At 71.3% G+C, this 25,784-nt stretch carries 25 protein-coding genes and 1 riboswitch; of the genes, 11 read left to right on the plus strand and 14 right to left on the minus strand.

Annotation, left to right across the window (positions count from 1 at the left end):
* Positions 1 to 167 precede the first annotated feature (167 nt).
* From ACWPN5_RS24400 to ACWPN5_RS24420, 5 genes are all read left to right on the plus strand, one after another.
* Entirely contained in the window at positions 168 to 797 is a 630-nt protein-coding gene (locus ACWPN5_RS24400; protein WP_492297864.1) for a PadR family transcriptional regulator, read from the plus strand.
* A 67-nt stretch (positions 798 to 864) separates the two neighbouring features.
* Entirely contained in the window at positions 865 to 1,191 is a 327-nt protein-coding gene (locus ACWPN5_RS24405) for a DUF2218 domain-containing protein (RefSeq protein WP_200479631.1), read from the plus strand.
* A gap of 146 nt (positions 1,192 to 1,337) precedes the next feature.
* Entirely contained in the window at positions 1,338 to 2,849 is a 1,512-nt protein-coding gene (locus ACWPN5_RS24410; RefSeq protein WP_492297866.1) for a bifunctional metallophosphatase/5'-nucleotidase, read from the plus strand.
* The gene (locus ACWPN5_RS24415) at positions 2,849 to 5,890 is read left to right on the plus strand and encodes a hybrid sensor histidine kinase/response regulator (protein WP_492297868.1); all 3,042 of its coding nucleotides are present in this window, start codon (positions 2,849 to 2,851) and stop codon (positions 5,888 to 5,890) included. Before ACWPN5_RS24410 ends, ACWPN5_RS24415 begins: the two co-directional genes overlap by 1 nt.
* Positions 5,887 to 7,086 carry a sensor histidine kinase gene (locus ACWPN5_RS24420; protein WP_492297869.1) on the plus strand — a complete coding sequence of 400 codons (1,200 nt, stop codon included), beginning with the start codon at positions 5,887 to 5,889 and terminating at the stop codon, positions 7,084 to 7,086. The genes ACWPN5_RS24415 and ACWPN5_RS24420 overlap by 4 nt, the downstream gene beginning before the upstream one ends.
* A gap of 11 nt (positions 7,087 to 7,097) precedes the next feature.
* Here the strand turns inward: ACWPN5_RS24420 and ACWPN5_RS24425 are convergent, their stop codons facing one another.
* The 6 genes from ACWPN5_RS24425 to ACWPN5_RS24450 all read right to left on the minus strand — a co-directional run bounded on the left by ACWPN5_RS24425 (position 7,098) and on the right by ACWPN5_RS24450 (position 13,247).
* The gene (locus ACWPN5_RS24425) at positions 7,098 to 7,811 is read right to left on the minus strand and encodes a DUF6925 family protein (RefSeq protein ID WP_492297871.1); all 714 of its coding nucleotides are present in this window, start codon (positions 7,809 to 7,811) and stop codon (positions 7,098 to 7,100) included.
* Complete coding sequence (locus tag ACWPN5_RS24430) at positions 7,811 to 8,623, minus strand: ABC transporter ATP-binding protein (RefSeq protein ID WP_492297873.1); 813 nt, start codon at positions 8,621 to 8,623, stop codon at positions 7,811 to 7,813. The genes ACWPN5_RS24425 and ACWPN5_RS24430 overlap by 1 nt, the downstream gene beginning before the upstream one ends.
* Positions 8,623 to 9,642, minus strand: coding sequence for a FecCD family ABC transporter permease (locus ACWPN5_RS24435; protein ID WP_492297875.1), 1,020 nt, complete (start codon positions 9,640 to 9,642; stop codon positions 8,623 to 8,625). Before ACWPN5_RS24435 ends, ACWPN5_RS24430 begins: the two co-directional genes overlap by 1 nt.
* Complete coding sequence (locus ACWPN5_RS24440; protein WP_492297877.1) at positions 9,639 to 10,487, minus strand: ABC transporter substrate-binding protein; 849 nt, start codon at positions 10,485 to 10,487, stop codon at positions 9,639 to 9,641. The genes ACWPN5_RS24435 and ACWPN5_RS24440 overlap by 4 nt, the downstream gene beginning before the upstream one ends.
* Positions 10,484 to 12,412 (minus strand): TonB-dependent receptor plug domain-containing protein, encoded by a 1,929-nt coding sequence (locus ACWPN5_RS24445; protein WP_492297879.1) that lies wholly within the window; start codon positions 12,410 to 12,412, stop codon positions 10,484 to 10,486. Before ACWPN5_RS24445 ends, ACWPN5_RS24440 begins: the two co-directional genes overlap by 4 nt.
* A 116-nt stretch (positions 12,413 to 12,528) precedes the next feature.
* Positions 12,529 to 12,747: riboswitch (cobalamin riboswitch) on the minus strand.
* Positions 12,748 to 12,791: 44 nt separating this feature from the next.
* Complete coding sequence (locus ACWPN5_RS24450) at positions 12,792 to 13,247, minus strand: hypothetical protein (RefSeq protein WP_492297881.1); 456 nt, start codon at positions 13,245 to 13,247, stop codon at positions 12,792 to 12,794.
* Between the two features lie 680 nt (positions 13,248 to 13,927).
* On the opposite strand from ACWPN5_RS24450, the gene ACWPN5_RS24455 reads away from it, so the two are divergent.
* Both ACWPN5_RS24455 and ACWPN5_RS24460 read left to right on the plus strand, forming a co-directional pair.
* The gene (locus ACWPN5_RS24455) at positions 13,928 to 14,968 is read left to right on the plus strand and encodes a TerC family protein (RefSeq protein WP_348982518.1); all 1,041 of its coding nucleotides are present in this window, start codon (positions 13,928 to 13,930) and stop codon (positions 14,966 to 14,968) included.
* A 196-nt stretch (positions 14,969 to 15,164) separates the two neighbouring features.
* Complete coding sequence (locus ACWPN5_RS24460; protein WP_200478719.1) at positions 15,165 to 15,959, plus strand: hypothetical protein; 795 nt, start codon at positions 15,165 to 15,167, stop codon at positions 15,957 to 15,959.
* Between the two features lie 31 nt (positions 15,960 to 15,990).
* Here ACWPN5_RS24460 and ACWPN5_RS24465 read toward each other — a convergent pair whose 3' ends face one another.
* From ACWPN5_RS24465 to ACWPN5_RS24475, 3 genes are all read right to left on the minus strand, one after another.
* Positions 15,991 to 16,569, minus strand: coding sequence for a hypothetical protein (locus ACWPN5_RS24465; RefSeq protein ID WP_186466178.1), 579 nt, complete (start codon positions 16,567 to 16,569; stop codon positions 15,991 to 15,993).
* Complete coding sequence (locus ACWPN5_RS24470) at positions 16,566 to 17,294, minus strand: hypothetical protein (protein ID WP_492297883.1); 729 nt, start codon at positions 17,292 to 17,294, stop codon at positions 16,566 to 16,568. Before ACWPN5_RS24470 ends, ACWPN5_RS24465 begins: the two co-directional genes overlap by 4 nt.
* A gap of 179 nt (positions 17,295 to 17,473) precedes the next feature.
* Positions 17,474 to 18,400 (minus strand): LysR family transcriptional regulator, encoded by a 927-nt coding sequence (locus ACWPN5_RS24475; RefSeq protein WP_145689261.1) that lies wholly within the window; start codon positions 18,398 to 18,400, stop codon positions 17,474 to 17,476.
* 118 nt (positions 18,401 to 18,518) lie between these two features.
* Here ACWPN5_RS24475 and ACWPN5_RS24480 point away from each other — a divergent pair, with 118 nt between their 5' ends.
* From ACWPN5_RS24480 to ACWPN5_RS24495, 4 genes are all read left to right on the plus strand, one after another.
* The gene (locus tag ACWPN5_RS24480; protein WP_492297885.1) at positions 18,519 to 19,169 is read left to right on the plus strand and encodes a DsbA family protein; all 651 of its coding nucleotides are present in this window, start codon (positions 18,519 to 18,521) and stop codon (positions 19,167 to 19,169) included.
* 10 nt (positions 19,170 to 19,179) lie between these two features.
* Entirely contained in the window at positions 19,180 to 20,001 is an 822-nt protein-coding gene (locus tag ACWPN5_RS24485; protein WP_492297887.1) for an alpha/beta fold hydrolase, read from the plus strand.
* Between the two features lie 116 nt (positions 20,002 to 20,117).
* Positions 20,118 to 20,717 carry an FMN-dependent NADH-azoreductase gene (locus tag ACWPN5_RS24490; protein ID WP_492297889.1) on the plus strand — a complete coding sequence of 200 codons (600 nt, stop codon included), beginning with the start codon at positions 20,118 to 20,120 and terminating at the stop codon, positions 20,715 to 20,717.
* Positions 20,718 to 20,732: 15 nt separating this feature from the next.
* Complete coding sequence (locus ACWPN5_RS24495) at positions 20,733 to 21,635, plus strand: MBL fold metallo-hydrolase (protein WP_492297891.1); 903 nt, start codon at positions 20,733 to 20,735, stop codon at positions 21,633 to 21,635.
* Positions 21,636 to 21,682: 47 nt separating this feature from the next.
* Here the strand turns inward: ACWPN5_RS24495 and ptsP are convergent, their stop codons facing one another.
* From ptsP to ACWPN5_RS24520, 5 genes are all read right to left on the minus strand, one after another.
* On the minus strand, positions 21,683 to 23,455 hold the full coding sequence (gene ptsP, locus ACWPN5_RS24500; protein ID WP_200478738.1) for a phosphoenolpyruvate--protein phosphotransferase: 1,773 nt from the start codon (positions 23,453 to 23,455) through the stop codon (positions 21,683 to 21,685).
* Positions 23,445 to 23,786: an HPr family phosphocarrier protein gene (locus ACWPN5_RS24505; protein WP_492297893.1), complete on the minus strand. Its 342-nt coding sequence runs from the start codon at positions 23,784 to 23,786 to the stop codon at positions 23,445 to 23,447. Before ACWPN5_RS24505 ends, ptsP begins: the two co-directional genes overlap by 11 nt.
* 4 nt (positions 23,787 to 23,790) lie before the next feature.
* Positions 23,791 to 24,192: a PTS sugar transporter subunit IIA gene (locus tag ACWPN5_RS24510; protein ID WP_014199776.1), complete on the minus strand. Its 402-nt coding sequence runs from the start codon at positions 24,190 to 24,192 to the stop codon at positions 23,791 to 23,793.
* 113 nt (positions 24,193 to 24,305) lie between these two features.
* Positions 24,306 to 25,229 (minus strand): RNase adapter RapZ, encoded by a 924-nt coding sequence (gene rapZ, locus ACWPN5_RS24515; protein WP_200478739.1) that lies wholly within the window; start codon positions 25,227 to 25,229, stop codon positions 24,306 to 24,308.
* Positions 25,226 to 25,717: an HPr kinase/phosphorylase gene (locus ACWPN5_RS24520; protein ID WP_145689268.1), complete on the minus strand. Its 492-nt coding sequence runs from the start codon at positions 25,715 to 25,717 to the stop codon at positions 25,226 to 25,228. The genes rapZ and ACWPN5_RS24520 overlap by 4 nt, the downstream gene beginning before the upstream one ends.
* Positions 25,718 to 25,784: the final 67 nt, after the last annotated feature.

Raw genomic sequence — 25,784 nt, forward strand, 5'->3', positions numbered from 1 at the left:
AGGGTACCGGCAAGGATCAGCGATTTGATTCTCGCGCAACCCTCACCCGGCGCCTCCGGCGCCACCCTCTCCCGGGGCGGGAGAGGGAAAAAACGCCAGGGCAGGACTTGTGTCTCGACATGTCGCGATATATCTTTGACCTATCGAAACGCAGTGGAGCCCCTGTCATGAGGTTTTTCCCGAATCCCTTCTGCGGCCGGATGCGCCGCCATCATCCCGGCCCGCACGGCGATGGACCCCATGGCGGCGGTCCCCGTCATGGCGGCGGGCGTCACGCCGCGGAGGGCGGCTGGGGCCATGAGCGTCACGAGCGGCGGGGTGGCCGCGGCGGCCGGCGCGGCGTCTTCGAGGCGCCGGAGCTGCGGCTGGTCCTGCTGAAGCTGATCGCCGACGAGCCGCGGCACGGCTACGACCTGATCCGCGCCGTCGAGGAACTGACCGGCGGCGGCTATGTGCCGAGCCCCGGCGTGATCTACCCGACGCTGTCGCTGCTGGAGGAGATGGGGCACATCGCCAAGGCGGACGCCGACGGCGCGCGCAAACCCTTCGCCGTGACCCCGGACGGCACCGCCCAGCTCGCCCAGGACGCGGCCACCGTCGAGGCGCTGTTCGCCCGCCTCGCCGCCCTGGCGACCCGGCGGGCCCACACCGATGGCGCCCCGATCCGCCGCGCCATGGAGAACCTGAGGGCCGTGCTGATGCACCGGCTGGGGCGCGAGGGCGTCGATGCGGATACGGTGCACGCCGCCGTCTCGATCCTCGACGAGGCGGCCCAGCGCATCGAGCGTCTTCCCTGAATCACTAGCCTGAATCCCAGGCCTGAATTACCGGCCTGAATCATCGGCGCCAGACAGAAGGATCACCATGAGACACGCCAGCAGCGTCCGCGTCGCGACCCCGAACGGCAGCCGCTACCTCCAGCAGCTCTGCAAGCACTGGGCGCACAATCTGACGGTGGAGTACACGCCGGAGGCGGGGAGCGTCGTCTTCCCGCACAACGCCCGCGGCGCCGATTGGCCGGGCGACGCCACCCTGACGCTCCAGGCCCGGCCGGACGCGCTGGAGTGCCGGCTGGACGCCAGCTCGGACGAGCATCTGACCGCCCTCAAGGGCGCCCTGGAGCGCCATCTCGACCGCTTCGCCTTCCGCGAGGCTCCGCTGGCCTACCCCTGGCAGGACGGGGAGGCCTGATCCGGTTGTCCCTTTGTCCCTTGTTGCAACAGGAGATTTTTTGTCACCGCAATGTTCATCGGCCTGCGTGGATATGCCTTGAACTTCCCCGCCGGAATACGGGAAGAACCATCCTGAAGGAACAGGGATGGCAGGAGGGGGTAACCATGCCGAAGCGCGGCAATGGTGGGGCGGGGCGTTTTTCCGGCTGGCGGGCCGTCCTGGCCGCTGGTGCCGTCGCGGCGCTCGGCGCTGTCGCGCCGGCCGTGTCGGCGGCGGAGCTGTCGATCGTCTTCACCTCGACGATGGCCGACATCGAGCCGGTGGAGGGCGAGGGCGGGCTCGCCAACCTCGCCACGCTGCTGGGCACCAAGCGGGCGGAGGGCAACACACTGTTCCTGCACGGCGGCGCGTCGCTGACCGCGGGCGTCCTGTCCACCTTCGACCGCGGCGCCCACATGATCGACCTGCTGAACGAGCTTCAGCCCGACATGATGGCGGTGACCAAGCGCGACCTCGGCTTCGGCAAGGACGAACTGACGCTGCGCAGCTACGAGGCGCGCTTCCCCTTCGTCAGCGCCACCACCATCGACCGCAACACCGGCAAGGTGATGGAGGGGCTGGAGCCGTCGGCGCTGCTCGACACGCCGGTGGGGAAGATCGGCGTGGTCTCGGCGATCTCGCCGGAACTGACGGTGCAGTACATCGTGCCGGACATCGAGGTGCGCCCGCCCGCCACCATCGCGGCGGAGGCCCGCGCGCTCCGCGCCCAGGGGGCGGCGTATGTGGTCGCCATCCTGGACAACGCCCCGGAGGCCGTGGACGCGTTGCGCGGTGAACCCGCCATCGACGCGCTGCTCCAGCTCTCCGCCACCGGCAAGGACGTGCTGGAGGCCGATAAGGGCAAGCTCTTCGGCGTCCACGTCAACGTGAAGGGATCAGCCTTCGTCCTGCGGCTGGACGGCGACGGCAAGGCGCCGCCCGCGCTGGCCGGCGCCGACATCGTGCCGCTCGCCGGGCTGACGCCGGATGCGGCGATGGAAAAGCGGGTCGGCGTCTATCTGGCCCGGCTGTCGGAGCTGCTGGACATCAACATCGGGACGACGGCGACCCCGCTCGACACCCGCCGCGCCGCCGTGCGCACCGGCGAGAACGCCTTCGCCTCGCTGATCGCCGACGCCATGCGCGGCCATTTCAACACCGACGTCGCCTTCATCAACGGCGGCAACATCCGCGGCAACCGCCAGTACGAGGCGGGGACCGTGCTGACCCGCCGCGACATCCAGCGCGAACTGCCCTTCCGCGACACCATCATCGCCGTGACGCTGCCCGGCAAGGCTTTGCGCGAGGCGCTGGAGGTCAGCGCCGCCGGGGTGGACAACCAGAAGGGCAGCTTCCTCCACCCGTCCAACATGGCGGTGGTCTACGACCTGAAGCAGCCCGCGGGCAGCCGCGTCGTCTCCGTCACGGTGGGCGGCAAGCCGCTCGACCCGGACGTCCGCTATTCGGTCGCCCTGCCCAACTACCTGGCCCAGGGCGGCGACGGCTACGGCATGCTCAAGTCGCCCGGCGCCGCCCCCGGGAGCGGCGGCAAGCTGCTGTGGGAGATCATGGCCCAGCATCTGACCGACCGCGGGACGGTGTCGCCCCGCATCGACGGCCGCATCACCGCGCGCTGATGACGAGCCCGCCCGCCTCGACCGCGCCGGTCCCGCGCGCGCCCTTCCGGGGTGGCGTCGGGCGGCGCGTCGGGCTGGGCCTGCTGGTGATGGTGGGGGTGCTTCTGGGCGTGTCGGGTGCGGCGCTCTACGACCTCGCGCAGTTCCGCCACGCCCTGTCGGACCTGTCCAACGGGGCGCTGCCGCGCATCACCACCGGGGCGGTGCTGAACGGCGGCCTGCAGCAGGTTCTGTCGCAGGCGACCCGGCTGGGCGGGGCGACGAGCCACCCCGAGCGGCGGGTCACCCTGGCCGAACTGACCGCCAATCTGACCGCGGTCACCCGGTCGGCCCAGGCCCTGTCCGACATCGAGGGCGGCGCCACGCTGGCCGGCGTGCTGGGGACGCTCGTCCCGACGCTGGCGGACCTCGACCGGCTGGTCGCCGAGCGCATCGACGCCGCGGCGCGCAGCGACGACGCGCTGGACGAGACCCGCCGCCTGTCGGCGGAGGCCGGCGCGCTGGTCGCCGCCGTGCTGCCGACCCTGCCGCCGGACCGGCTGGGGCCGCTGACCGCCTGGACCAACACGGTCAACCGCGTGCTGAACGAGAGCACCCACGCCGGCAACAGCCGCTTCCAGCGCGAGATCGCGCGCGCCCAGAAGGACGCGGCGGCGGCGCTGTCGGCCCTGCCGGCGCTCCACGCCGGGCTGCCGCCGGAGCAGGCGGAGCGCTTCGCCGCCCTGCACCGGCGGCTGGAGGTGGCGCTGCTCGGCCCCACCGGCCTGCTGCCCAGCCTGATGGAGCGGCAGGCGGCCATCGCCCGCAGCAAGGCGCTGACCAACCAGGTGCTGGTGATGGTCGAGGAGGTCGTGAAGATCGCCCACGCGCTGTTCGAACGGATCAACGCGGCGGCGGCGGACGAGGCGGACGGTCTGTCCGAACTGGCCGCGACCCAGAACCGCATCCTGGTCGGACTGGGCGCACTGGGCTTCCTGGTGGCGCTCGGCGTGTATCTGTACCTGCGCCGCTTCCTGACCCTGCGCCTGGTCCGGCTGAACGACGCGGTGCTCGACCGGGTCGAGGGGCGGGAGACGCCGCTGCCCGACGGCGGCACCGACGAGATCGCCACCATCTCCCGCTCGATCCGCCACTTCCTCGACGAGATCGCGCGCCGCCAGCAACAGGTGGAGGAGGCCCGCCACCGCGCCGAGGAGGCGTCGCGGGCCAAGGGCGATTTCCTGGCGAACATGAGCCACGAGATCCGCACGCCGATGAACGCCATCCTCGGCCTCAGCCACCTCGCCCTGCGCGCCGGGCCGCCGCCGCGCCAGCGCGGCTACCTGACGCGCATCCGCGCCTCGGCCACGGCGCTGCTCGGCATCATCAACGACATCCTCGACGTCTCGAAGATCGAGGCGGGCATGCTGACGCTGGAGCGCGTGCCCTTCGACCTGTCCGCCGTGCTCGACATGGTGGCCGGCACCGCCGCCCTGTCCGCCGAGGAGAAGGGGCTGGCCCTGCGGCTGGAGGTCGCTCCGGACGTGCCGACCGCCCTGCTGGGCGACCCGCTGCGGCTGGGGCAGGTGCTCCTCAACCTCGTCAACAACGCGGTGAAGTTCACCGAGAGCGGCAGCGTGGTCCTCGCCGTGAGCGCCGCGCCGCGCGGGACGGAGGATGCGGAGACCGAGCTGCGCTTCGCCGTGCGCGACACCGGCATCGGCATGACGGCGGAGCAGGTCGCCCGTCTGTTCCAGCCCTTCGCCCAGGCCGACAGCTCGACCACCCGGCGCTACGGCGGGACCGGGCTGGGGTTGGCGATCAGCCGGCGGCTGGCCGTCATGATGGGCGGCGGCATCGCCGTGGACAGCACGCCCGGCCTGGGCAGCACCTTCCGCTTCGCGGTCACGGTCGGCGTGCAGGACGGCTCCGTAAACGTGTTGCCCGCGCTCGCCGATCCCGTGCTGGCCGGGCTGCTGGTGGAGGAACCGCTGCGCGGCCTGCGCGTGCTGGTCGCCGACGACAACGCCGTGAACCGCATGGTCGCGCGCGAGTTGCTGGAGGACGCCGGGTTGTCCGTCACCGCGGTCGGCAGCGGCGGCGAGGCGGTGCGGCTGGCGCTGGAACCGGGGGCGGGCTACGCCGCGCTGCTGACCGACGTCCAGATGCCGGACATGGACGGCTTCGCGGTGGCGCGGGCGATCCGCCGCCATGTGGGTCCCGACCGACTGCCGATCATCGCCATGACCGCCCACGCCCTGGAGGAAGAGCGGCGGCGCTGCCTGGAGGCGGGCATGGACGATCACATCGCCAAGCCGGTGGAACCTCACCGCCTCGTCGCCGTGCTGAACCGCTGGCTGAAGCCGTTCGGGCGGCCGCGGACCCTGCCGCTCGCCCCGGCGGTGGAGACCGATGCGGGGGCCGGGCTTCCCGACGCGCTGGCGGGGTTCGACCTCGCCCCGGCGCTGGCGCGGATGAACGGGCGGGCGCGCACGCTGCGCCGGGCGATCCTCGACTTTCTCGACCGCTACGGCGACGCGCCGGTCCGGTTGGAGCATCTGCGCCGGGCGGGTGACGGACCGGCGCTGGAGCGCTTCGCCCACGGGCTGCGCGGCAGCGCCGGAACGGTCGGCGCGATGGCCGCCAGCGAGGCCGCCGCGGCGCTGGAACTGGCGGCGCGCGAGGAGCGGTGGGAGGCGATGCCGGGGCTCGTGGCCGCGCTGTCCGCCGCGCTCGGCCCCGCGCTGGCCTCGGCGGAAGCGCTGCGCGCGGTGGAGGTGGGTTTGGAGCCGTCTCCGGACGTCCCGGTGGGCCCGCCGGGACGTCCGGACGGGTTGGAGGACGCGTTGCGCGCGCTGGAGGAGGCGCTGCGCAGCGGCAGCCTGTCGGCGGCGGCGCGCTTCGCCGCTGTGCGCGGCCTGCTGGCCGGGCGCGGCCATGACGAGGCGATGGACGAAGTCGGGCGGGCGGTGGAGGCGTTGGAGTTCGCCGCCGCCCGCGCGGCGCTGGAGCGGCTCGCCGCCGCGTGGACCAGGGAACGGGACCGGGAGACGACACCGTGAGCGGTGGTCACATACTGATCGTCGACGACGACACGGCCAACATCCGGGCGCTGGCCAGCGTTCTGGAGGACCGGCACGAGGTGCGCTTCGCGACCTCCGGCCGCCGCGCGCTGGAACTGGCCTCCGCCGATCCGCCGGAGCTGGTGCTGCTCGACGTGATGATGCCGGGGCTGGACGGCTACGCGGTGTGCGGGCTGCTGAAGACCGACCCGGCCACCGCCGACGTCCCGGTGATCTTCATCACCTCCCTGTCCAGCCCGGAGGAGGAGGCCTTCGGGCTGGAGACCGGGGCCGTCGATTACGTGACCAAGCCCTTCAGCCCGGCCATCGTGCGCGCCCGCGTCGCCACCCACCTGTCGCTGCGCCGGGCCAACCGCAGCCTGAAGGACGAGAACGAGCATCTGGAGGCGCTGGTCCGCGAGCGCACGCGCAAGCTGGCCCAGGCGCAGCGCGAGAAGATGGCGGCGCTTCGCCAGATGGTCGCCGGCGTGGCGCACGAGATCAACACGCCCATCGGCGTGGCGCTGGGCAGCGCGTCCCACCTCGGCGACCGGGTCGCCGCGATGACGGAGCGGCTGGCCGCCAACCAGCTCCGCCGCGCCGAGCTGGAGCGCTTCCTGGCGAGCGCCGGGGAACTGGCCGCCCTGCTGTCCGGCACCATCGCCCGCGCTGGGGAGATCGTGCGCTGCTTCAAGGGGGTGGCGGCGGACCATGGCGGGCTGCGCCAGACCATCGCGCTGCGCCCCTTCCTGGAGCAGGTGACGGAGAGCCTGCGCCCGCAGTGGGAGCCGCTGGGGCACCGCATGGCTGTGGACTGCCCCGCCGACCTGCGCATGGTCAGCAACCCGGCGATCCTGTCCGCGGTCCTGGAGCAGCTCGTCCGCAACGCGCTGGAGCACGCCTTCCCATGTGGGCGGCACGGGCTGGTGACGGTCGGGGCCGCGGCGTCGGGGCCGGAGACGGTCCTGCTGTCCGTCGCCGACGACGGCGCCGGCATCGCGGAGGGGACCGCCGGGCGCATCCTGGAGCCCTTCTTCACCACCCGCCGCGGCACCGGCTCGGTCGGGCTCGGCCTGAACATCGTGGACAATCTGGCGTCGGACCGGCTGGGCGGGTCCTTCACCATCGCCTCGCGCACCGGCGGCGGTACCCTGGCGACCCTGCACCTGCCCGCCCGCACCCCGCCGGATTTGTAAGCGAACGGTCCTCAGTGCCCCAGCCGCTCCCACGCGGCGAAGGACTCCGCGGGCGGCGACAGGTACAGGCTGGGCACCCAGCCGTCCGGAATCGGGACGGTCGCCGCGTGGGTCCGGCCGCGGGCCAGCAGCTTCGGCAGGACGTGGGTGTGCGGGCCCTCCGGGCTGCGGCCGTCGGGCGGCGGGATCGGCTGGCTGACCTCGATCCGGCCGAAGGGGCCGATGAAGACGCGGTCGGGGCTGAGCGCCGGCAGGTCGGGCGGCAGGGGGTTGCCCGGCGCCAACAACTCCGTCCCGACGACCGCGCGCAGGCGGGCGATGGTGGCGGGGTCGGCGCTGCGCACGCAGACGTCGGTCTGGAAGACGTCGAGCCCGAGGTCGAACAACAGGGCGCCGCGGTCCGCCCCGGCGATGGCCGCGTGGTCGGGGCCCAGCTCGGTCACCACGCGGCGCCGGTTCATCGCGCCGACATGGCGGGGCAGGCAGAGGGCCACGGCGAGCCCGCCGCTGCGCGTCCGGTAGGGCACTGGGCGGATGGCCGGCGTGCGGCGCAGCCGCAGCCCGCCGCGGGCGGTCCGCGCCTCCAGGTCCGGGCCATCCGCGTGCAGGGTGACGGGTTCGTCGGGGTCGCGGATGAACTCCGCGATGGCACCGAACGCGCCGAGGCTCCAGCCGGTGGCCGGGTCGTTCAGCGCGTCGCGCAGCAGGGAGGCCAGGTCGCTCATCAAGGGGTCTCCGGTTTGGGCATCGGGGATGGCAGGGCGTGCCAGGGAAGCAGGAAGGGTTCGCCGCCGGCCTCGCCGCGCTGGACGGCGATGCCGTAGGCGGCGCGCAGATGGTCGTCGGTCAGCACCCGGCCGGGCGGCCCGTCGGCCAGCACGCCGCCGCCCGACAGCAGGATCAGCCGGTCACAGAAGCGGGCGGCCAGGGTCAGGTCGTGCAGAACCGCCACCACGCCGCTGCCCCGGCGGGCGGCGTCGCGCAGCAGCGCCATGCAGGCGAGCTGGTGGCCGGGGTCGAGGGCGGCGACCGGCTCGTCAGCCAGCAGGACGGGCGCCTCGGTCGCCAGGGCGCGGGCGAGCAGGACGCGCATCCGCTCGCCCCCCGACAGGGTGCCGACGATCCGCCCGCGCAGGTGGGCGGCGTCGGCGGTGGCGAGCGCCCGCTCCACCGCCGCACGGTCCGCCGCGGTGATCCCGCCCAGCGCGCCGCGGTGGGGCAGGCGGCCCAGCATCACCAGCGCCTCGGCGCGCAGCGGCCAATGCACCGGGCCGCTCTGCGGCAGATAGGCGATGGCGCGGGCGAGCGCCCGGCGTCCGGCTTGGGCGGCGGTCCGTCCGTCGAAGGTGACGCGGCCAGCCGCCGGCTCGGCGAGACCGGCAAGGAGGCGCAGCAGGGTGGTCTTGCCGGCGCCGTTCGGGCCGATCAGCCCGGTGAAGGCGCCGGGCTCGATGGTGAGGTTGACGTCGGTCAGGATGGTGCGCCCGCCGGCGCCTGCGGGAGTGGCGGCGGACAGGCCGTGGGTTTCGATGCGCATCACGCCTCCTCCCGCCGCAGCCGGGCGATCAGGACGATCAGGAAGGGCGCCCCGATCAGGGCGGTGACCACGCCCAGCTTCAGTTCGGGCCGCGTCGGCAACAGCCGGACCGCGATGTCGGCGGCGAGCGTCAGGCACGCCCCGGCCAGACCGGCCAGCAGCAGCAGCCGTCCCGGCCGCGCCCCGGCCAGCGGGCGCATCAGGTGCGGCGCCACCAGCCCGACGAAGCCCACGGCGCCGATGACCGACACCGCGCTGCCCACCGCCAGCGCCGCCCCGGCGATCAGCCGGACGCGCAGCCCGGTGAGGTCGAAGCCCAGGCTGCGCGCCGCGTCTTCCCCCAGGGTCAGCGCGTCGAGGGCGCGGGCGCCGGACAGGCAGAGCGCCCAGCCCACCAGCATCGGTGGCAGGACGAGCCAGAGCTGGTCGGTGCCGCGGTCGGCCAGCGACCCCATCAGCCAGAACACGATCTCCAGCGCCGCATAGGGGTTGGGGGCGAGGTTGAGGGCCAGCGCGGTCAGCGACCCGGCGAGGCTGTTGATGGCGATGCCGCCGATGACCAGCGCCGTCGTTCCGGCCCCCCGCGCCGCCATCAGGTTCAGCAGCACCGCGGCGGTGACCGCTCCGGCCATGCCGCCGAGCGGCAGGGCCAGCGACAGCGCGGCGGACAGGCCGCTGTAGAAGACGATCACCGCGCCCAGCGCCGCGGCGCTCGACACGCCGACCAGCCCCGGTTCGGCCAGCGGGTTGCGCAGCCAGCCCTGCATCGCCGCCCCGGTCAGCCCCAGGCTGAAGCCGACCAGCAGGCCGAGCAGGGCGCGCGGCAGGCGCAGCTCGGCCAGCACCAGCGCACCCAGGGTGGGGCGCCCGGCGAGCCAGTCGGACAGGGCGGCGCCCAGGTCGAACGGCACATAGCCGACCGCCGCCGACACCGCGCAAAGCGCCAGCGCCAGACCCGTCAGCCCGGCGACCAGGGCGGGGTAGGGGATGCGGGACTCCCACGTTGCGGCAGCCGTCATGGCCGGGCCTCCCGCGCGGCAGCCAGCCGTTCCGCGGCCTCGGCGATCTGCGGGCCGGGGCAGGTCCACAGGCGGGAGGGCAGCGACAGGGTGCGGACCTGACGCTTCATGGCTCTCAGGGCCGGATGCAGCAGCAGGGCGCCGGCCAGCGACGGCGGCGCGTCGGGTGCGGCGTCGACAATCAACACGTCCGCGCCACCCAGGATGATGGCCTCCAGCGGCAGGGCGCCCTGGCTGCCCAGCGGCAGGCGGTCGGCCATGTTCTCCAGTCCAGCGCGGGTCAGGAGTTCATCGACCAGCGACCCGGACCCGGCGACGAAGCCGTTGGGGCGCAGCACCACCGCGGTCGGGCGCGGTCCCGGCGCCGCGGCGGGCAGGGCGTCGAGGCGGGAGAGCAGGTCGGCGACCAGGGCCTCCCCGCGGTCCGGCTCGCCGACGGCGCGGGCGAGGCCGCGGATCTGCTCCGCCACCCCCGCCACGCTCTGCGGGACGTCCAGCTCCAGCAGAGGTGCCTTCAGCCGCGTCAGCAGCCCGACCGCGACCCGCGTGGTGTAGCGCCCGGCGACGATCAGGTCGGGGTTGAGCGGCAGGATCTCCTCCGCCGTCCCGTGGTTGACCGGCACCCGCGCTGCCAGCGCCGCGACGGTGGAGGCGCGGGGATCGCGCGCCAGCCACGTCACCGCGGCGAGGCGCTCCGGCCCGACCAGCCGCAACAGCAGCTCGTCGGCGCAGAGATTCAGGGAGACGATGCGCTGTGGTTTTGCGCGCGGCGCCTCCCAGGCCGCCGCCGGCCCTCCCGCGATCAGCAGGAGAGCGGCGGCCAGCCCGAGACGGGTGGGCCTCACAGCGACAGCCGCAGCCCGAGATACCCGGCCCTGCCGGATGCGCCGTAGGTCCAGACCTCCTGATACCGGCGGTCGAACAGGTTCTCCACGCGCCCGAAGAGTTCGACCCCCTCGGACAGCGCATAGGAGCCGGCCATGTTGACCAGCGTGTAGGGGGCGAGGTTCACGACCTGCCGGTTGTAGAAGGGATCGTAGGCCCAGTCGCTGGACCGCCCATTGTAGACCACGCCGAGGTTGGCGTTCGCCCGGTCCTCCAGGAAGCGGTGATTGACGGTCAGGCTGGCGAGCTGCTTGGGCCGGCGCACCAGCTCCGCCCCCGTGGAATCCTCGCCGTCGGTCCAGGTGTAGGAGCCGCGGACGGTCAGCCGGTCGATGGGCTCCACCGACAGGCCAAGCTCGAAGCCGCGGATGTGGGACTCGCCCGGCATGTTGACGGAGGTCCGCCCGGTGCCGGTGATGAGGTCGCGGATGCGCTGGTCGAACCATGTGCCGTCCACCGACGCCCGCGTGCCCCACAGCGCCTGATCGAAGCCGGCGTCCCAGCCGCGCGCCCGTTCCGGCTTCAGGTTCGGGTTGCCGGCGTAGGTGGCGGTGTAGCCGTACAGCTCGAACAGGGTGGGATTCTTGACGCCGGTGCCGTAGGAGGCGCGCAGCTTCGTCCCGCTCTCTTCGATCAGATAGGCCGTCGTGGTGCGCCATGTGGTGGCGTCGCGGAACAGGTCGTTCTCGTCGTGGCGGACGCTGCCGGTCAGGGTCAGCCGGTCGAACAGGCCCAGCTTGTACTGACCCACCAGCCCGGTGGAGCCGATGGAGCGGTCGAAGCTGGAGAAGGCGCTGCGGCTGATCGCCTTGTCCTCCTCACGCTCCACGGCGGCGGTCAGCACATGGTCGGCGGGGCCGCTGCTCAGAGCCAGGTTGGTCTGGTAGTCGGCCTTGGTCTTGCGCCCGTCGTAGCGGCTGGTCACCGTCTTGGCGGCGTCGCGGTAGTCGCGTTGCTGGCGGCCATGGGTCAGGCCGACGATGTGCTCCCACTTGCCGTCGAGAAGGGCGATCTTGCCCTGGAGGCGCCCGAAATACTGCTCTCCGGCGGTGCTGGTCCCGTCATCGACGGCGCCGCGCCCGCCGACGAAGCCGTCGGTGTCGGTGCGGAAGCGGGTGTAGCGCCCGGTGATCGCGATCTCGCTGCGCTCGGTCGGGCGGACGGCGGCGTTTCCGGTCAGCGTGCCGTTGCGGTAGCCGTCCTTCTCCGGGTTGCCGAGCCGCTTGTCGGCAACCGACACGCCGTCGCTGGTGACGCCCTGGCCGCTGAGGAACAGGTCGTAGCGGTCGTTCCCCGTGCCGAAGGAGGCCCGCCCGGCGGCGGTGCCGAAGGACCCGCCTTCGACGGCGGCGCGGAACCGGGGGGCGCCGGAGCCGCGGCGGGTCACGATGTTGACGACGCCGCCGACCGCGTCGGAGCCGTAAAGCGCGCTCTGCGGGCCGCGCAGCACCTCGACGCGCTCCACGTCGCCGGCCAGCAGATTGGCGAAATCGTATTCGGAGCCGGACGCCGGGTCGTTCACCTCGATCCCGTCGATCAGGACGAGCGTCTGGTTGCCCTCCGACCCGCGGATGCGGAGCTGGGTCAGGGTGCCCATCGGGCCGGTGCGGTTGACCGCGACGCCGGGCACCGCGCGCAGCGCGTCGGACAGCACCTGGGTCTGGCGCTGCTCCAACTCCTCGCGGGTGATGACGGTCAGGGCGCTGCCGGTTTCCTCGGCGGCGGTGGGGACGCGGTTGGCGGTCACCGAGACCGGCGGAAGCGTCGTGATGGTGATGGAATCGGCGAAGGCCGACGTGGGGTAGGCCGACACGGGAAGGGCAAGGCTTCCCAGAAGGGCGGCGAAGGACGCCGTCCGGTGAAGGCGGGGAACGCGGACACTCATTGAGACCTCGGGCGGGACGCCGGTGGCACGTCACCGCGAACGAAGTCCCACCGGACGCTCCGCGAACGGAGTTCCGGTTCGACGACCTTCGGTGCACCCCGCCCGAACGTGTTCGCGTGTGACCACGACTGACGGCAGGTCTCCTGGCTCGCGGGTTATCGTCGGCCCATCGCCTTCCCAGGATCGCGATCCCAGTGGCATTCCGATGGACGACTCGCCGCTTACAGTTGCGGGGGCAGCCTCGGCGTTGGACCCTTGCACGGCGTTTCGCCGCGGGGTCCGCACCGTGTTCCCATTTTCAGCCCTTTCGGGCAACCGTCGGGTGCGAAGCTACGCGGGCGGAACGGCTCCGGTCAAGCCGCATTCCGCCCGACCGCTGTCAGAGCCTGGTTCTCGGCCCGACGGCGGACCCATCCGGCATGGGCGGCACCATTTCCTTGCAATTGACGACGCAATAGGTTTGCGCCTCGATCCGGCCGCCGCAGGATTTGTAACAATCGTCGTAGTCGGCGGAGCAGGTGAGCTCGCTGTAGCAGCTGGGGCTCCGGTCGAAGTCGCTGAACGTCCTGATCTTCTTCTTGTCCGCATCCTTGGGCAGAGACCGGAGATAGGACTGATACTCGCCCTGGGCGCGGGTCGTCGCCTCGGCCCGGCAGGTCTGAACGGCCAACTCCTTTGCGGATTGGCAGATCGTCTGTGCCTGCTTGCACTGGGCGACACAGAGCTTTCCCGCCTCGCTGACCGGTGGAAAATAGCTTGCGACCGTCTCGAAACGCGGGCCGCAACCGGCCAATCCGGCCGCCAGCAGGCAGCCGAGCAAAATGGAGCGCCGCATCGTTGTGGGTGTCCTGCCGTGAATTACCGTCAATCGCTACAAACAACCCACCGGTGCGGAATCATCCATGGGCGATGTGGAATTCGCAAAGCCGGCTTCCGGTGGGAAAACCGACAACCCATGGGCGATCAAGTGGATGGTGTCGTTGCTTGTGGCCATCGCACCGATCGCGGTCCGCAAACGCCGTTCCCCCCTCTTGTCGCCGGGAAGGGGCCTGACTACATGACGGGTGAGGTCCGGGCCCCTCTGGCAGCGTCGCCCGGCGCTGTGATGTCGGACTTCCCATTGAGCCGTCGCCTTGGCGCGGCCTTGCGGAAGCTGGCCCTGTTCTTCCCCCTGGGTCCCGCTCCACCACAAGGTCCACCGCCGGACGACGGTCCCCGACGGGCCTTTGGGAGACATCGGCATGGACCGCAGCGAACCAACATCCTGACCAACCGCCACGCCTCCACGGCAAACGATGGAGGCGGGTGTCCTGACGCGCCTCGGCCGAGCCGTTGCGCGCGCTTTTCCGTCGGCCGCAGACCTTGCGGCCGCGATTCCAGTCCGGGCCCCTCTGGCCGATGCGTCCCGCCGTGGCGCACCGGTGATGTCGGACTGCTCATGTGACGATCGACGTCTCCGCTTGCGGGAGCGGAGTGCATGAAGCAAGGGACAGTTCCATGGACCAGATTGTCTTAATGTGGGCCGGCTTCGCCGTCTTCGTTGGCGTGCTTTTGGCCTTTGATCTTGGTGTATTTTCCAAGAAATCCCATGTGATCTCCGGCCGCGAGGCGTTGATGCGCTGCGCGGCCTATTCCACGCTGGCGATGATTTTCGCGGCTGGCGTCTTTCATTTCCAAGGGTCGCAGAAGGGGCTGGAGTTCCTGACCGGCTACCTGATCGAATACAGCCTGAGCGTCGACAACATCTTCGTGATCGCGCTGATCTTCACCCATTTCGCGGTGCCGCCGCAGTACCAGCACCGGGTGCTGTTCTGGGGCATCCTGGGCGCGCTGGTGATGCGCGGCGTGCTGATCGTCGCGGGCACGGCGCTGATCCAGGAATTCCACTGGATCATCTACATCTTCGGCGCCTTCCTGATCTTCAGCGGCATCAAGATGCTGATGTCGGTGGACGACGAGCCGGACATGGAGAACAACCGGATCGTCAAGTTCATGCGCTCCCGCTTCCGCATGACCGACGGGTACGAGGGGCAGAAGTTCTTCGTGATGCGCGACGGCGTGCGGATGATGACGCCGCTGTTCCTCGTGCTGATCCTGATCGAGTTCACCGATCTGGTCTTCGCCGTGGACTCCATTCCGGCGGTCTTCTCGGTGACCACCGACCCGTTCATCGTCTGGACCTCCAACGTTTTCGCCATCCTCGGCCTGCGCGCCCTCTACTTCGCGCTGGCCTCGGTCATCCACCGCTTCCATTACCTGAAATACGGCCTGTCGCTGGTTCTGGTGGTGGTCGGCGCCAAGATGCTGATGATCGACATCTACAAGATGCCGACGGCGGTGGCGCTGGGCATCACGGCCTTCCTGGTCGGCGGCTCCATCGTCTTCTCAATGCTGAAGACCCGCGCCGATGCGGCGACGGATGGGGCGCCGGACGGTGCGGACGGCGAGGCCCGCCGCTGGTGGGTGCCCGGCAGCCCGGCGAAGGGGGCCGGTGGTTCCACGCCGGCCTCCTCCGGCGAGGCGGCCGCGGTGTCCTCGGACGGCAAGGGCCAGTGAGCGGCTTGCTCGGAAGCTGAGGGACAAGACGGCGCGTCCGGTCCGGTGGATCGGGCGCGCCGCGCGGTGCCGGACAGGGGCATTCGCAAAAGTAGTAATACTCGTTTCGCGGAGACGATGATGTGGATGTGCGGGGCGGATCGCGCCCCGCTTGGCGGCAGACGCCAATCCTTTCCAACCCAAGGAAGAGACATCCATGTTTATCGGCACGCAATTGACCGGCACCCAGTTGATCGGCACGCAGCGGACCTCCATCGCCCTGTCGGCTCTCCCCATCCCGTCGGGGCCCCTGTCCGGCCTGCTCCAGGCCGCCCGCGACGAGCTCGTCGGTCTGGCGGCCGGCCGCGGGGTCGCGCTTTCCGTCGTGTTCGACATGCCGGCGCTGGTGCGCGTCAACGAGGCCGCGGTGGCCGCGGGCTCCTGGGAGCCGATGCTTCCCGCGGCCCATCCGGCCTGCCGCTCCCTGACTCCGGCCAACGCCTTCTGGATCGGCGGGACGGCCGCCTCCGGCGACGTGGTCACCGCCCAGGCCGGGCTGCTCTACGATTGCAGCGCGCAATCCATCGGTGACCGCTTCAACGCCATGACGGTGTTCTACGACGACCCGGCCACCCAGGCGCCGGCCGGCGAATGGTGCACCTGCACCTCCGACACCGCCAACAGCACGCGCGGTCAGGTGGTGTGGACGAACGCGGGGTGGACGCGGCCCGACTTCCAGGGCCGCGGCCTGTTCCCGATTTGCCAGCGGGTGAACAAGCTGGCGGCATGGCTGCTGTGGTCGCCGACCTGGTTCATCTCGGTCGTCGACCCGGACATCGTCCCGGTGTGGGCGGAGCGCAAGATGGGGCCGCGCCACATCGACCAGGAGCCGGCCATCACTTACAACCAGATCGGCCTGAAGACGCTGCCGATGCATCTCGTGCGCTTCAGCCGCGCGCAGTTCCTCGGCGATCTGGCGCAGATCGCCGCGGACCTCGCCCAGGCGGCGTAATCGGACGGCGTGATGGGGCGGTCGATCCGCGTCAGGAATCGATCAGCGCCAGCAGGGCCTGCCGGCGCTGGCCCAGCGACCAGCCGAAGAGGAGGTGCCGGTAATTGACCGGCGGGCGGGGAAGCCCGGTGATCACCAGATGGTTGTACACCGGCTCCCCGCCTTCCACCGCTTCCCGGTATTGCGCATCGATGGCCCGGGCGTAGGCGCTGTGCACGTCCTCGAGATGGGGCTTGCCGATGTTCTGGTCGGCCCAGCGGTCGCCGAAGACCCGGCGGGTCGGATTTCCGATGTAGCGGAAGCACAGCGGTCCGCCGTCCTGCGCCGTCAGGATGACGCAACGGGACAGCAGGCCCGTGCCTTTCAGGTCGTCGTGCAGCCCCGGCCCGAAGGTGGGATGCCGCTTCCACAGGGCGATCATCTCCAGATGCCAGTCCAGCGCCGTGCGCAGGGGCTGGCGGTGGATGTCGACGCGGGTTTCCGCCGGTTCGGGCGGCCGGTCGCCGCGGCGGCCGCGCAGGATCGTCACCAGTCCCCGGGCAAGCGGCTTGGCGATGCGATCCTTGAGAAACCCCGTCGACGGCGTCGTGATGGGCAAGGCGACCGTCACTTCCCGACCCCTTTCCTCGGTGCCAGAAACTCCGACGCCATAGCCTGATAGATCCGCCGCGCCGCGTCCAGGGCGACGCTCCCCGCCTTGGCTCCGGCGGCCAGCATGCGGTCGGTCGGCTTGGTCGGCAGGGCCTTCGGCATCGCGGCCTCGAAGGCGTCGGCCGCGTGGTCGAAGCGGGCGACGGCGTCCCGCAGCGCCAGGCACTCCACGGCCGCCACGGCCTCGTCCAGAAGCGGGGCCAGCCGCTCCGCGCCGGTCTCCCCGTCCACCATCGCGGCGCGGCACGCCCGCAGCGTGGCGAGAACCCCGTCCAGGCTTTGCGCGGGCGCCGTCGCCAGGACGTCCGACGCCGGACCGCGGTCCGCGGCCGGCCCGATGCCCGCGTGATCGGCGGCGGCCTGGAGCCGGTCGAGGAACAGGGCCACGCCCTCGCCGAGGGCCAGGGCCTTCGTGTCTTCGATGATCCCCTCCTGGCAGAGGGTGTGGGCAAGGCGCGCCTCGCGGGCCGTGGTCAGGGGCAACTGCCGGATCATCAGGCTCGACAACTCGCGCAGGCCGCCGTTCAGCAGGTCGAAGGCGTGGGGGCCGCTCGGCGGGTTGGCGACCATGTCGGACATGTGTTCCGCGGCCCGGGTGAACAGCGTGTCGCGCCGATCGAAGGCCATGTTCAGATCGAAGGCGGCCTCAGGCGCACCGCCGCCGTTCCGTTGTCCAGAGCGCATCCTGCATGCCTTTCCGTGTTCCTGAAGACCCAGGTTTCTGAAGACGGGGGCCCGCCAGTTCTGGTCTGTCCGCCGGACGTCACGCCTCAACGGATGGGCGTGCCAGTATTCTACAATGCGGAGTTGTCAACAACCGGTGCGATCGTTCGATTGGGGCGGGTTTCGCTCTGGATTGCGCATCAGGGCTGCGGCTGGGCGTCCCAGCGCAGGCGCGTCGGCCAGTTCCGCGTGTCGCGCAGCATGTCGACGAAGGCCCTGACCTTCAGCGGGCGGAAGCGGGTGGCCGGATACACGGCGTGAATGCCGCCGGACGGCAGGCTCCAGTCCGGCAGAAGCGGAACCAGCCGGCCCGCCGCGATCTCCTCCGCCACCAGGAATTCGGGCAGGACGGCGAAGCCGCCGCCGGCCTGCACCGCGGCGAGCGCCGCCGGCGTGGCGTTGACGCTCAGGATCGGCTGGACCCGCAAGGTCCGCTCCTCCGCGCCGCGCCGGAAGGTCCACAGGCCGGGGTCCTTGAGCGACAGGTTGGCGATGAACGGCCAGGACGGGAGGTCGTCGGGGACCGCGACCGGGCGCTGCTCCGCAACGGCGGGATGGGCGACGGCGATCTGCCGGAAGGTGCCGAGGCGGCGGGCCAGCGCGCTGGAATCGTCGAGCCAGCCGACGCGGATGGCCAGATCGAACCGCTGCCCGATCAGGTCGAGCTTCGCGTCGGTGATCACCAGATCGACGCGGCATTTCGGATGGCGGCGGGTGAAGGCGGCGGCCACCGGCGCCAGGATGAAGGAACCGAAGTCGTTCGGCGCGGTGACGCGCAGGGTCCCGAGCGGTTCCTGAGCCGCGTCGGACAGTTCGGCGAAGGCCTCGTCGGCTTCCCGCAGGATCGCCAGACAGCGGGCGTGCAAGCCCTGGCCGGCCTCGGTCAGCTGCACGCTGCGGGTGGTCCGCGTCAGCAGGCTCACGCCGACGTCCGCTTCGAGACGGGCCACCTGCTGGCTCACCACGGTCTTGCTCACGCCCAGCCGTTCGGCGGCGCGGGTGAAGGACCCCGTGTCCACGACGGCGGCGAAGTAGGCCAGCCGGTTCAGGTTGATGGGTTCGGCCATGCGCGGGCCCCGGCTCCGATTGTCAGCAAAAAGCGCACAGGTCTTATCGTCTGTCGCTGTTTTCCGATCAATAGGGGTTTTGTACAACAGAGGCCGACGCTGATTCCGGAGGGTTGCGATGGTCGAGGTCCGCTATCTGTTCGATCCGCTCTGCGGCTGGTGCTACGGCGCCGCGCCGATGCTCGATCGGCTGCGCGCCGATCCCGGCATCGACCTGACCCTGATGCCGACCGGCCTGTTCGCCGGCGACGGCGCACGGGCCATGGACCCCGGCTTCGCCGCCTACGCCTGGGCCAACGACCAGCGGATCGCCGCGCTGACCGGCCTTCCCTTCACCGAGGCCTACCGAGCCCGCGTGCTGACCGACGCCGCGCGGTTCGACTCCGGTCCGTCCACGCTGGCGCTGACCGCCGTGCGGCTGACCGAGCCGCGGCGCGAGATCGACGCGCTCAAGGCCATCCAGCGTGCCCGCTATGTCGATGGCGTCGACACCTCCGTCATCGAGGCGGTGGGCGCCGTCCTGGTCGCCGAAGGGCTGCGGGAGGCCGCCGCCCTGCTCGCCGGGCAGGACGCCGCGCTGGCCGAGGCCTGCCGCGCGCGGATCGCGGCGGCCGCCGTCGAGATGCAGCGATTCGGGCTGCGCGGCGTGCCCGCGCTGCTGGCCGGGGGTGGGCAGGCATGGCGCCCCATCCGGTCGGACGCCCTGTTCGGCACCCCGGCGAACCTCTTCGAAGCCATCGAGCCGGGGCGGGCCCGGCGCGGCGTCTGAGCGCCGCGGCATGACCAAGCCTTCCGCCGTTGCCAGACCATGCCGCCGGGCGGTGCTTGCCGGAGCGCTGGCGCTGTCCGTCGGCGACTCGCCGTCCGGCACGGCGCAGGCGCGAACCGGATCGACGGACACGACCCCCATGACCATCCGCAACATCGTGCTGGTTCACGGCGCCTTTACCGACGGCAATGTCTGGAGCGGCGTGATCGTCCGACTTCAGGCCAAGGGCTTCACCGTCACCGCGGTCCAGCTTCCGCTGACGTCGCTCGCCGACGACGTGGCCGCCACGCGGCGCGCGCTCGACCGCCAGGACGGTCCGGTCGTCCTGGTCGGGCACAGCTGGGGCGGGGCGGTGATCGGCGGGGCGGGGGCCGCGGAAAAGGTCCATGGTCTCGTCTACATCGCCGCGCTGGCCCCCGACGCCGGCGAGTCGGTCGCCGACCTGCAGAGGCACGGACCGGAGTTCCCCGGCATACGGGGCGCCAGGCCGGACGCGGATGGCCTGCTCTGGTTCGACCCGGCGGGCTACGGGCCGGGCTTGGCGGGGGATGTCGCTCCGGAACGCGTCGGGGTGCTGGCGGCGACGCAGCGGCCGATCGCCATGGCGTCCTTCACCGAGACGTGCAAGGCCGCGGCTTGGCGGGACACGCCGTCCTGGTATCTGCTGACGTCCGATGATCGGGCGCTGGCGCCGGACCTGCAGCGCTTCATGGCGACCCGCATGGGGGCCCGGGTGGGGGCCCGGCTCGTCGAGGTCGCCTCAAGCCACATGGTGCCGATCGCGCATCCCGACGCCGTGGTTTCGCTGATCGAGGCCGCCGCCTCGACCTGACGGGTCACCACGCCATCCACTCTCTTCCGTTTCCCGCAGCGCCTTCGCCCGCGGCGTGCCGATGGCCGCCGCCCGGGGGCCTGCTTGCCCGTTTATCACCGCACAGGGGTTTTGCCATGAAGATTCTCCAGATCAATTCCAGCGCCCGCAGCACCGGGGCGGCCTCGACCCGCATCGCCGACAGCCTCGCCGCCCGCTTGGCCGGGCGGTACCCCGGCGCGACGCTGGATGTCCTGGACTTGGCCAGGGAGCCGGTCGCCGCGCTCGACGACATCGCCGTGGCCGCCCGGATGGCGGCGCCGGACGCGCGCACCCCCGAGCAGGCCGCGCGTGCCGCCCAGGACGATGCGCTGATTCGGCAGTTTCTGGCCGCCGACGTCATCGTGATCGGTGCCCCGATGTACAACTTCAACATTTCCGCCCATCTGAAGAACTGGATTGACGCCATTGTCAGGCCCGGCGTCACGTTCCGCTACACCGAGGTTGGTCCGGTCGGGCTGGTCAGCGGCAAGACGGTCCACATCGCGTTGACGCGCGGCGGTGTCTACCGCGGCACGCCGGCGGACATTCCGGTCCAGTACCTGACGCAGGTGTTCGCCTTCATCGGCATCACCGACGTCCGGTTCGTCTACGCCGAGGGCATGTCGCGCGGGCCGGACATGGTGGACAAGGCCTTCCGCGACGCGGACGCGCAAATCGCTCAACTCGTGGCCTGACGGCGGGGACGTACCATGCTGACCAGACGGACCTTCATGACGGCCACCCTGGCGCTCAGCGCGGCCACGTTCGCCGGCCGCAGCGGCTCCGCGGCCGCGGCCGGCGACACCGCGCTGAATTGGAAACATTTTCCGGCGGGGCCGAACGGCTTCTTCCGGGCGCCCCTGCTCCTCACCGGCCCGTCGGAGGCGCTGCTGATCGACGGCGGCTTCACCTATGCGGACGGGCGGGCCATGGTCGAGGCCGTCCGGGCGAGCGGAAAGCGGCTGACCGCCATCTACATCAGCCAGTCCGACCCCGACTATTACTTCAGCCTGAAGCCGCTGCGCGAGGCTTTCCCCGACAGCAAGGTGATCGCCGCCTCGGCGACCGTCGCGGCGATCAAGGGCAACGTCGCCAAGAAGCTGGAGGTCTGGGGGCCGCGGCTGAAGGAGAACGGGCCGCAGGCGCTGGCCGACATCGTCCTGCCGGATGTGTTCGACGGCCCGACGCTGACGGTGGACGGCCGGAACGTCGAGATCGTCACCGCCGACGGGCTGGCCAACCGCCGCTACCTGTGGGTGCCGTCGTTGAGCGCGGCGGTTGGCGGGGTGCTGGTGTTCTCCGGAGTCCATGTCTGGACCGCTGACACGCCGACGGCGGAAAGCCGCGCGGCCTGGATCGCCAACCTCGACCGGATGGCGGCGCGGCAGCCGGCGATCGTGGTTCCCGGCCATATGGCGCAGGACGCCGCCACCGACGCCTCCGGCATCGTCTTCACCAAGCGGTATCTGCTCGCCTTCGAGGAGGAAGTGCCCAAGGCCGCCGATTCCGCGGCGCTGAAGGCGGCCATGGAGGCGCGCTTCCCCGGCCTCGGCATGGGCGTGGCGCTCGACATCGGGGCCAAGGTCGCCAAGGGCGAGATGAGTTGGGGGTGACGGGTCCGAGGCGGCGGCCGCGACGGCCGGCCGCCTCGGCCGCCATCTCAGCCCACGGCGTTGAAGTCGTCCAGCAGGGCGGCGATGCGCCCGCTGTCGCTCTGGTCCATGATGACCCGGGCGCGGCGGGTGGCCTCCTGGAGGTCGAGCTTGCGGATGCGCCGCTTCACCAGGGGGATGGCCGGCGGCACCATCGACAGGTCGCGCACGCCCAGCCCCAGCAGCAGCGCCGTGTAGCGCGAATCGCCCGCGATCTCGCCGCAGATCGACACCGGGATGCGGGCGCGCAGCGCCGCCTCGATGGTGAACTGGATCAGGCGCAGCACCGCCGGGTGCAGCGGGTCATAGAGCGAGGCGACCTGCTCGTCGCCGCGGTCGATGGCCAGCGTGTACTGGGTCAGGTCGTTGGTGCCAATGGAGAAGAAGTCGGCGGCGTAGGCCAGCGCGTCGGCGGACAGGGCCGCGCCCGGCACCTCCACCATCACGCCCACCGGCGGCAGCGGGTCGGCGATGGGAACGCCGCGGCGGCGCAGGCGGCGGGCCACCTGGCCCATCATCTCGCGCACGCGCTGCACCTCGGCGACCGAGCAGATCATCGGCAGCAGGATGCGCAGCGGCCCGTGGACGCCGGCCCGCAGCATGGCGGCGAGCTGCGTCTCCAGAAGCTTCGGCTCGCGCAGGCCCAGCCGGACGGCGCGCAGGCCGAGCGCCGGGTTCGCCGGCTCGCCGTAGCGCCCCGCCATCCAGCCGGCCAGCTTCTCGCCGCCGACATCCATCGTGCGGGCGGTGACGGTGCGCCCGCCCATGCCCTCGATGATGGAGCGCAGGACGGTGTATTGCTCGTCCTCGTCCGGCAGCTGGTCGCGGTTCATGAACAGGAACTCGGTGCGCAGCAGCCCGATGCCCTGCGCCCCGTTCTCCAGCGCGTGGTCGAGGTCGCGCGGGAGCTCCAGATTGGCCTGGAGGGTCACCGCGGTGTTGTCGCGGGTGATGGCGGGCAGCTTGCGCAGGCCCTTCAACTGCTCGCGCTCGCGCTCGCGCTCGGCGCGGCGCTGCCGGTAGTCCTCCAGCACCTCGGGGGTGGGGTCGATGATGACGCGCCCCTGCACCCCGTCCACGATGACCGTGATCCCGTTCTTCAGCCCGGCCAGCAGCCCGCCGACGCCGAGCACCGCCGGAATCCCCAGCGAGCGCGCCATGATCGCCGTGTGCCCCTCGGCGCCGCCGAGCACGGTGGCGAAGCCGGCGACGCGGCGCGGGTCGAGCAGGGCGGTGTCCGCCGGGGTCAGCTCCTCGGCCAGGATCACCGCGCCGGGGTTGAGCATCGAGAAGGCCTGATACTCGTGGCGCATCAGGTTGCGGATCAGGCGGCGTCCCACCTCGCGCACGTCGGCGATCCGCCCGGCGAGGTAGCTGTCCTCCATGCCCGCGAAGGTCTGGGCGATGGTGGCGATCTCCGCCTGGACCGCGGCCTCGGCGTTGACCAGCTCCTGCTGGATGCGGCGCTCGACGCCGCGCGTCAGGCGGGAGTTGGTGACCATCGCCAGATGGGCGTCGAGAAGGAAGCCGATCTCCTCCGACGCCGAGCCGGGCAGCGTCAGCGCCTTGGCCTTCAGCTTGCGGATCTGGCGGCGCGCCTTGCCGCAGGCGTCGGCGAAGCGCGCGGCCTCGGCCTCCACCTGATCGGCGGCGAGCGTGTATTCGGGAACGCGGACGGCGCCGCTCTCCACCACGTGGGCCGGGCCGATGGCAATGCCGGGCGAAACGCCCAGCCCGCGCAACGACCGTCCCTGGCCGGCGGCCGGAACGTCAGTCTTCATCGAACTTGCGGGTGATCAGATCCACGAGCGCCGCCATGGCCTCCTCGGCCTCGCGGCCATAGGCGTACAGCTCCACCGAGGTGCCGGGGCCGGCGGCCAGCATCATCAGGCCCATGATGGACTCGCCCGACACCTGCGTCTCGCCGCGCCGCACCTCGATCTCGCAGTCGAAGGTGGCGACCAGCTTCACGAACTTCGCCGCCGCGCGGGCGTGCAGGCCGCGCTGGTTGCTGATCGTGACGGTCTGGCAGATCTCGGGATTCCTCTCCGGGGTCGGCCCATCGCCGTCGGAGGCGCCTTGCGCGGGCGCCTTCTCGTCTGGAGAACTCATCGGGTCACCCGTCCGACAGCAGCGAGGAAGCGACGTTGATGTATTTCTGACCGGCCTCCCGCGCGGCGGTCACGGCGTGGGTCAGCGTCTCCTGGCGGCGCACGCTGGCCAGCTTGATCAGCATCGGCAGGTTCACGCCGGCGATCACCTCGACCTTCGCCTTGTCCATGATGGAGATGGCGAGGTTGGACGGGGTCCCGCCGAACATGTCGGTCAGCACGACGACGCCGGACCCGTCGTCCACGTCGGCCACGGAGTTCAAGATGTCCTGACGGCGCTGCTCCATGTCGTCGTCTGGGCCGATGCACACGGCCCGCACCTGCTGCTGCTCACCCACCACATGCTCCAGCGCGGCGATGAACTCTTCCGCGAGGCGCCCGTGGGTTACCAGAACCATACCGATCATGGGACATCCTTCAATTCTGGAGCCTCCCCCGAAGCCACATTCTTATGGCGGTACTTATGAACGATCCCTTATCCGGATCGCTCCAACTCCCCCCGGGCCCCAACCTTCGGCTGTCAGCCGGCCCGCGGGGCCTGCCGTTCCAACTCCCGGTGGCTGATCCCGACCTTCAACCCCAGCCCGTCCAGCCACGCCGCCAGCCGTTCGGCGACGAACACCGAGCGGTGCTTGCCGCCGGTGCAGCCGACCGCGATGGTCAGGTAGCTCTTGCCCTCCTGGTTGTAGCGCGGCAGGAGCGGCTGCAACAGGTCCGTCAGATGACGGAAGAATTCGGCGAAATCCGGGTCTCCCTCCACCCGCGCCGCCACACGGGGGTCCAGGCCGGTCAGCGGTCGCAGATCCGGATCATAATGGGGATTCGTCAGGAAGCGTACGTCGAACACGAGGTCCGCCTCGCGAGGCAACCCCATCCGGAACGAGAAGGAGGTGACGAAGACCTGGAGCGCCGCCTGGGTCCCGATCTGGAAGTTGCCGGCCAGGATGCGGCGCAGGTCGTGGATGGACAGCTGCGTGGTGTCGATGGTCACGTCGGCCTGCTGCTTCAGCGGCAGCAGCATGGTGCGTTCGAGCTGGATGCCGTCGGGCACCGGGCGGTCGATGGCCAGGGGGTGGCGGCGGCGCGTCTCGGTGAAGCGGCGCTGCAGCGTCTCGTCCCCGCAGTCGAGGAAGACCAGCCGCACGTCCAGCTCGTCGTGGGCCTTCAGCGCCTCGACCTCCTCGAGCATGGCGTGGGCGGAGAAGTCGCGAGTGCGGCTGTCGATGACCAGGGCCAGCGGGCGCCGGCGCGGGTCGGCCTGTTCCAGCAGCGCCGGGACCAGCGAGAGGCGCAGGTTGTCCACCGCCTCGTAGCCGAGGTCCTCCAGCGCCTTCAGCGCGACGGACATGCCGGCGCCGGACATGCCGGTGACGAGCACGAGCTGCCCGCCCTGTCCCCCGGGCCGCTCCATCGGCTGGTCCTGAAAGGAATGGCGATCGGTCATGGCAGGTTGGGCACCTTTCCCAGCGAGCCGGCCCGCGCAGCGGCGGCGGCCAGTGTCAGCTTGGCCGGCGCCGAGGCGTCGAAGGGGCAGAGGGCGAGGCGCGGCACGGTCCGGTCGAGCAGGGCGGTGGTCTCTTCGTGGGGCAGGCGCTCCACGGCGCCGCGCGGCACCAGATCGACGACCAGAGCGATCTCCGCCTCCGCGGCGGTGGGCATCGGCAGGATACCGACCCCCCGCACCTCCAGCAGTCCGGCCAGCGCCGCCGGCGCCGTCGCCATCACCCTGCCATCGTCCACGCGCAGCTCCACCCGGTCGTCGGCCACCAACAGCCCCCCTGCGTCGATCATCCGTAGGGCGAGATCGGATTTGCCGCTGCCCGACGGACCCCGCAGCAGCACGCCGACGGGCGTTCCGCCCCGGTTGCCGCCGTTTCCATGGCCGTCCCTCCATGGGCCGACCAGGACGCAGGTGCCGTGAATCGTTGCCATGATCCCGCGAAGGTGAGGCGTGCCGCCGGTTCTGTCAATGGGATGCCGAAAATGCATCCTTTTCCCG

The organism is Azospirillum sp. UENF 211521 (assembly GCF_058780535.1).

Bases quoted from the DNA above. Each gene is read 5' to 3' on its own strand.
- ACWPN5_RS24430 (WP_492297873.1), bottom strand. From the start codon at position 8,623: ATGCGCATCGAAACCCACGGCCTGTCCGCCGCCACTCCCGCAGGCGCC.
- ACWPN5_RS24450 (WP_492297881.1), bottom strand. From the start codon at position 13,247: ATGCGGCGCTCCATTTTGCTCGGCTGCCTGCTGGCGGCCGGATTGGCC.
- ACWPN5_RS24455 (WP_348982518.1), top strand. From the start codon at position 13,928: ATGTGGGCCGGCTTCGCCGTCTTCGTTGGCGTGCTTTTGGCCTTTGAT.
- ACWPN5_RS24410 (WP_492297866.1), top strand. From the start codon at position 1,338: ATGCCGAAGCGCGGCAATGGTGGGGCGGGGCGTTTTTCCGGCTGGCGG.
- ACWPN5_RS24415 (WP_492297868.1), top strand. From the start codon at position 2,849: ATGACGAGCCCGCCCGCCTCGACCGCGCCGGTCCCGCGCGCGCCCTTC.
- rapZ (WP_200478739.1), bottom strand. From the start codon at position 25,229: ATGACCGATCGCCATTCCTTTCAGGACCAGCCGATGGAGCGGCCCGGG.
- ACWPN5_RS24520 (WP_145689268.1), bottom strand. From the start codon at position 25,717: ATGGCAACGATTCACGGCACCTGCGTCCTGGTCGGCCCATGGAGGGAC.
- ACWPN5_RS24505 (WP_492297893.1), bottom strand. From the start codon at position 23,786: ATGAGTTCTCCAGACGAGAAGGCGCCCGCGCAAGGCGCCTCCGACGGC.
- ACWPN5_RS24495 (WP_492297891.1), top strand. From the start codon at position 20,733: ATGCTGACCAGACGGACCTTCATGACGGCCACCCTGGCGCTCAGCGCG.
- ACWPN5_RS24485 (WP_492297887.1), top strand. From the start codon at position 19,180: ATGACCAAGCCTTCCGCCGTTGCCAGACCATGCCGCCGGGCGGTGCTT.
- ACWPN5_RS24470 (WP_492297883.1), bottom strand. From the start codon at position 17,294: ATGCGCTCTGGACAACGGAACGGCGGCGGTGCGCCTGAGGCCGCCTTC.
- ACWPN5_RS24405 (WP_200479631.1), top strand. From the start codon at position 865: ATGAGACACGCCAGCAGCGTCCGCGTCGCGACCCCGAACGGCAGCCGC.
- ACWPN5_RS24490 (WP_492297889.1), top strand. From the start codon at position 20,118: ATGAAGATTCTCCAGATCAATTCCAGCGCCCGCAGCACCGGGGCGGCC.
- ACWPN5_RS24425 (WP_492297871.1), bottom strand. From the start codon at position 7,811: ATGAGCGACCTGGCCTCCCTGCTGCGCGACGCGCTGAACGACCCGGCC.
- ACWPN5_RS24445 (WP_492297879.1), bottom strand. From the start codon at position 12,412: ATGAGTGTCCGCGTTCCCCGCCTTCACCGGACGGCGTCCTTCGCCGCC.
- ACWPN5_RS24435 (WP_492297875.1), bottom strand. From the start codon at position 9,642: ATGACGGCTGCCGCAACGTGGGAGTCCCGCATCCCCTACCCCGCCCTG.
- ACWPN5_RS24510 (WP_014199776.1), bottom strand. From the start codon at position 24,192: ATGATCGGTATGGTTCTGGTAACCCACGGGCGCCTCGCGGAAGAGTTC.
- ACWPN5_RS24460 (WP_200478719.1), top strand. From the start codon at position 15,165: ATGTTTATCGGCACGCAATTGACCGGCACCCAGTTGATCGGCACGCAG.
- ACWPN5_RS24400 (WP_492297864.1), top strand. From the start codon at position 168: ATGAGGTTTTTCCCGAATCCCTTCTGCGGCCGGATGCGCCGCCATCAT.
- ACWPN5_RS24475 (WP_145689261.1), bottom strand. From the start codon at position 18,400: ATGGCCGAACCCATCAACCTGAACCGGCTGGCCTACTTCGCCGCCGTC.
- ptsP (WP_200478738.1), bottom strand. From the start codon at position 23,455: ATGAAGACTGACGTTCCGGCCGCCGGCCAGGGACGGTCGTTGCGCGGG.
- ACWPN5_RS24480 (WP_492297885.1), top strand. From the start codon at position 18,519: ATGGTCGAGGTCCGCTATCTGTTCGATCCGCTCTGCGGCTGGTGCTAC.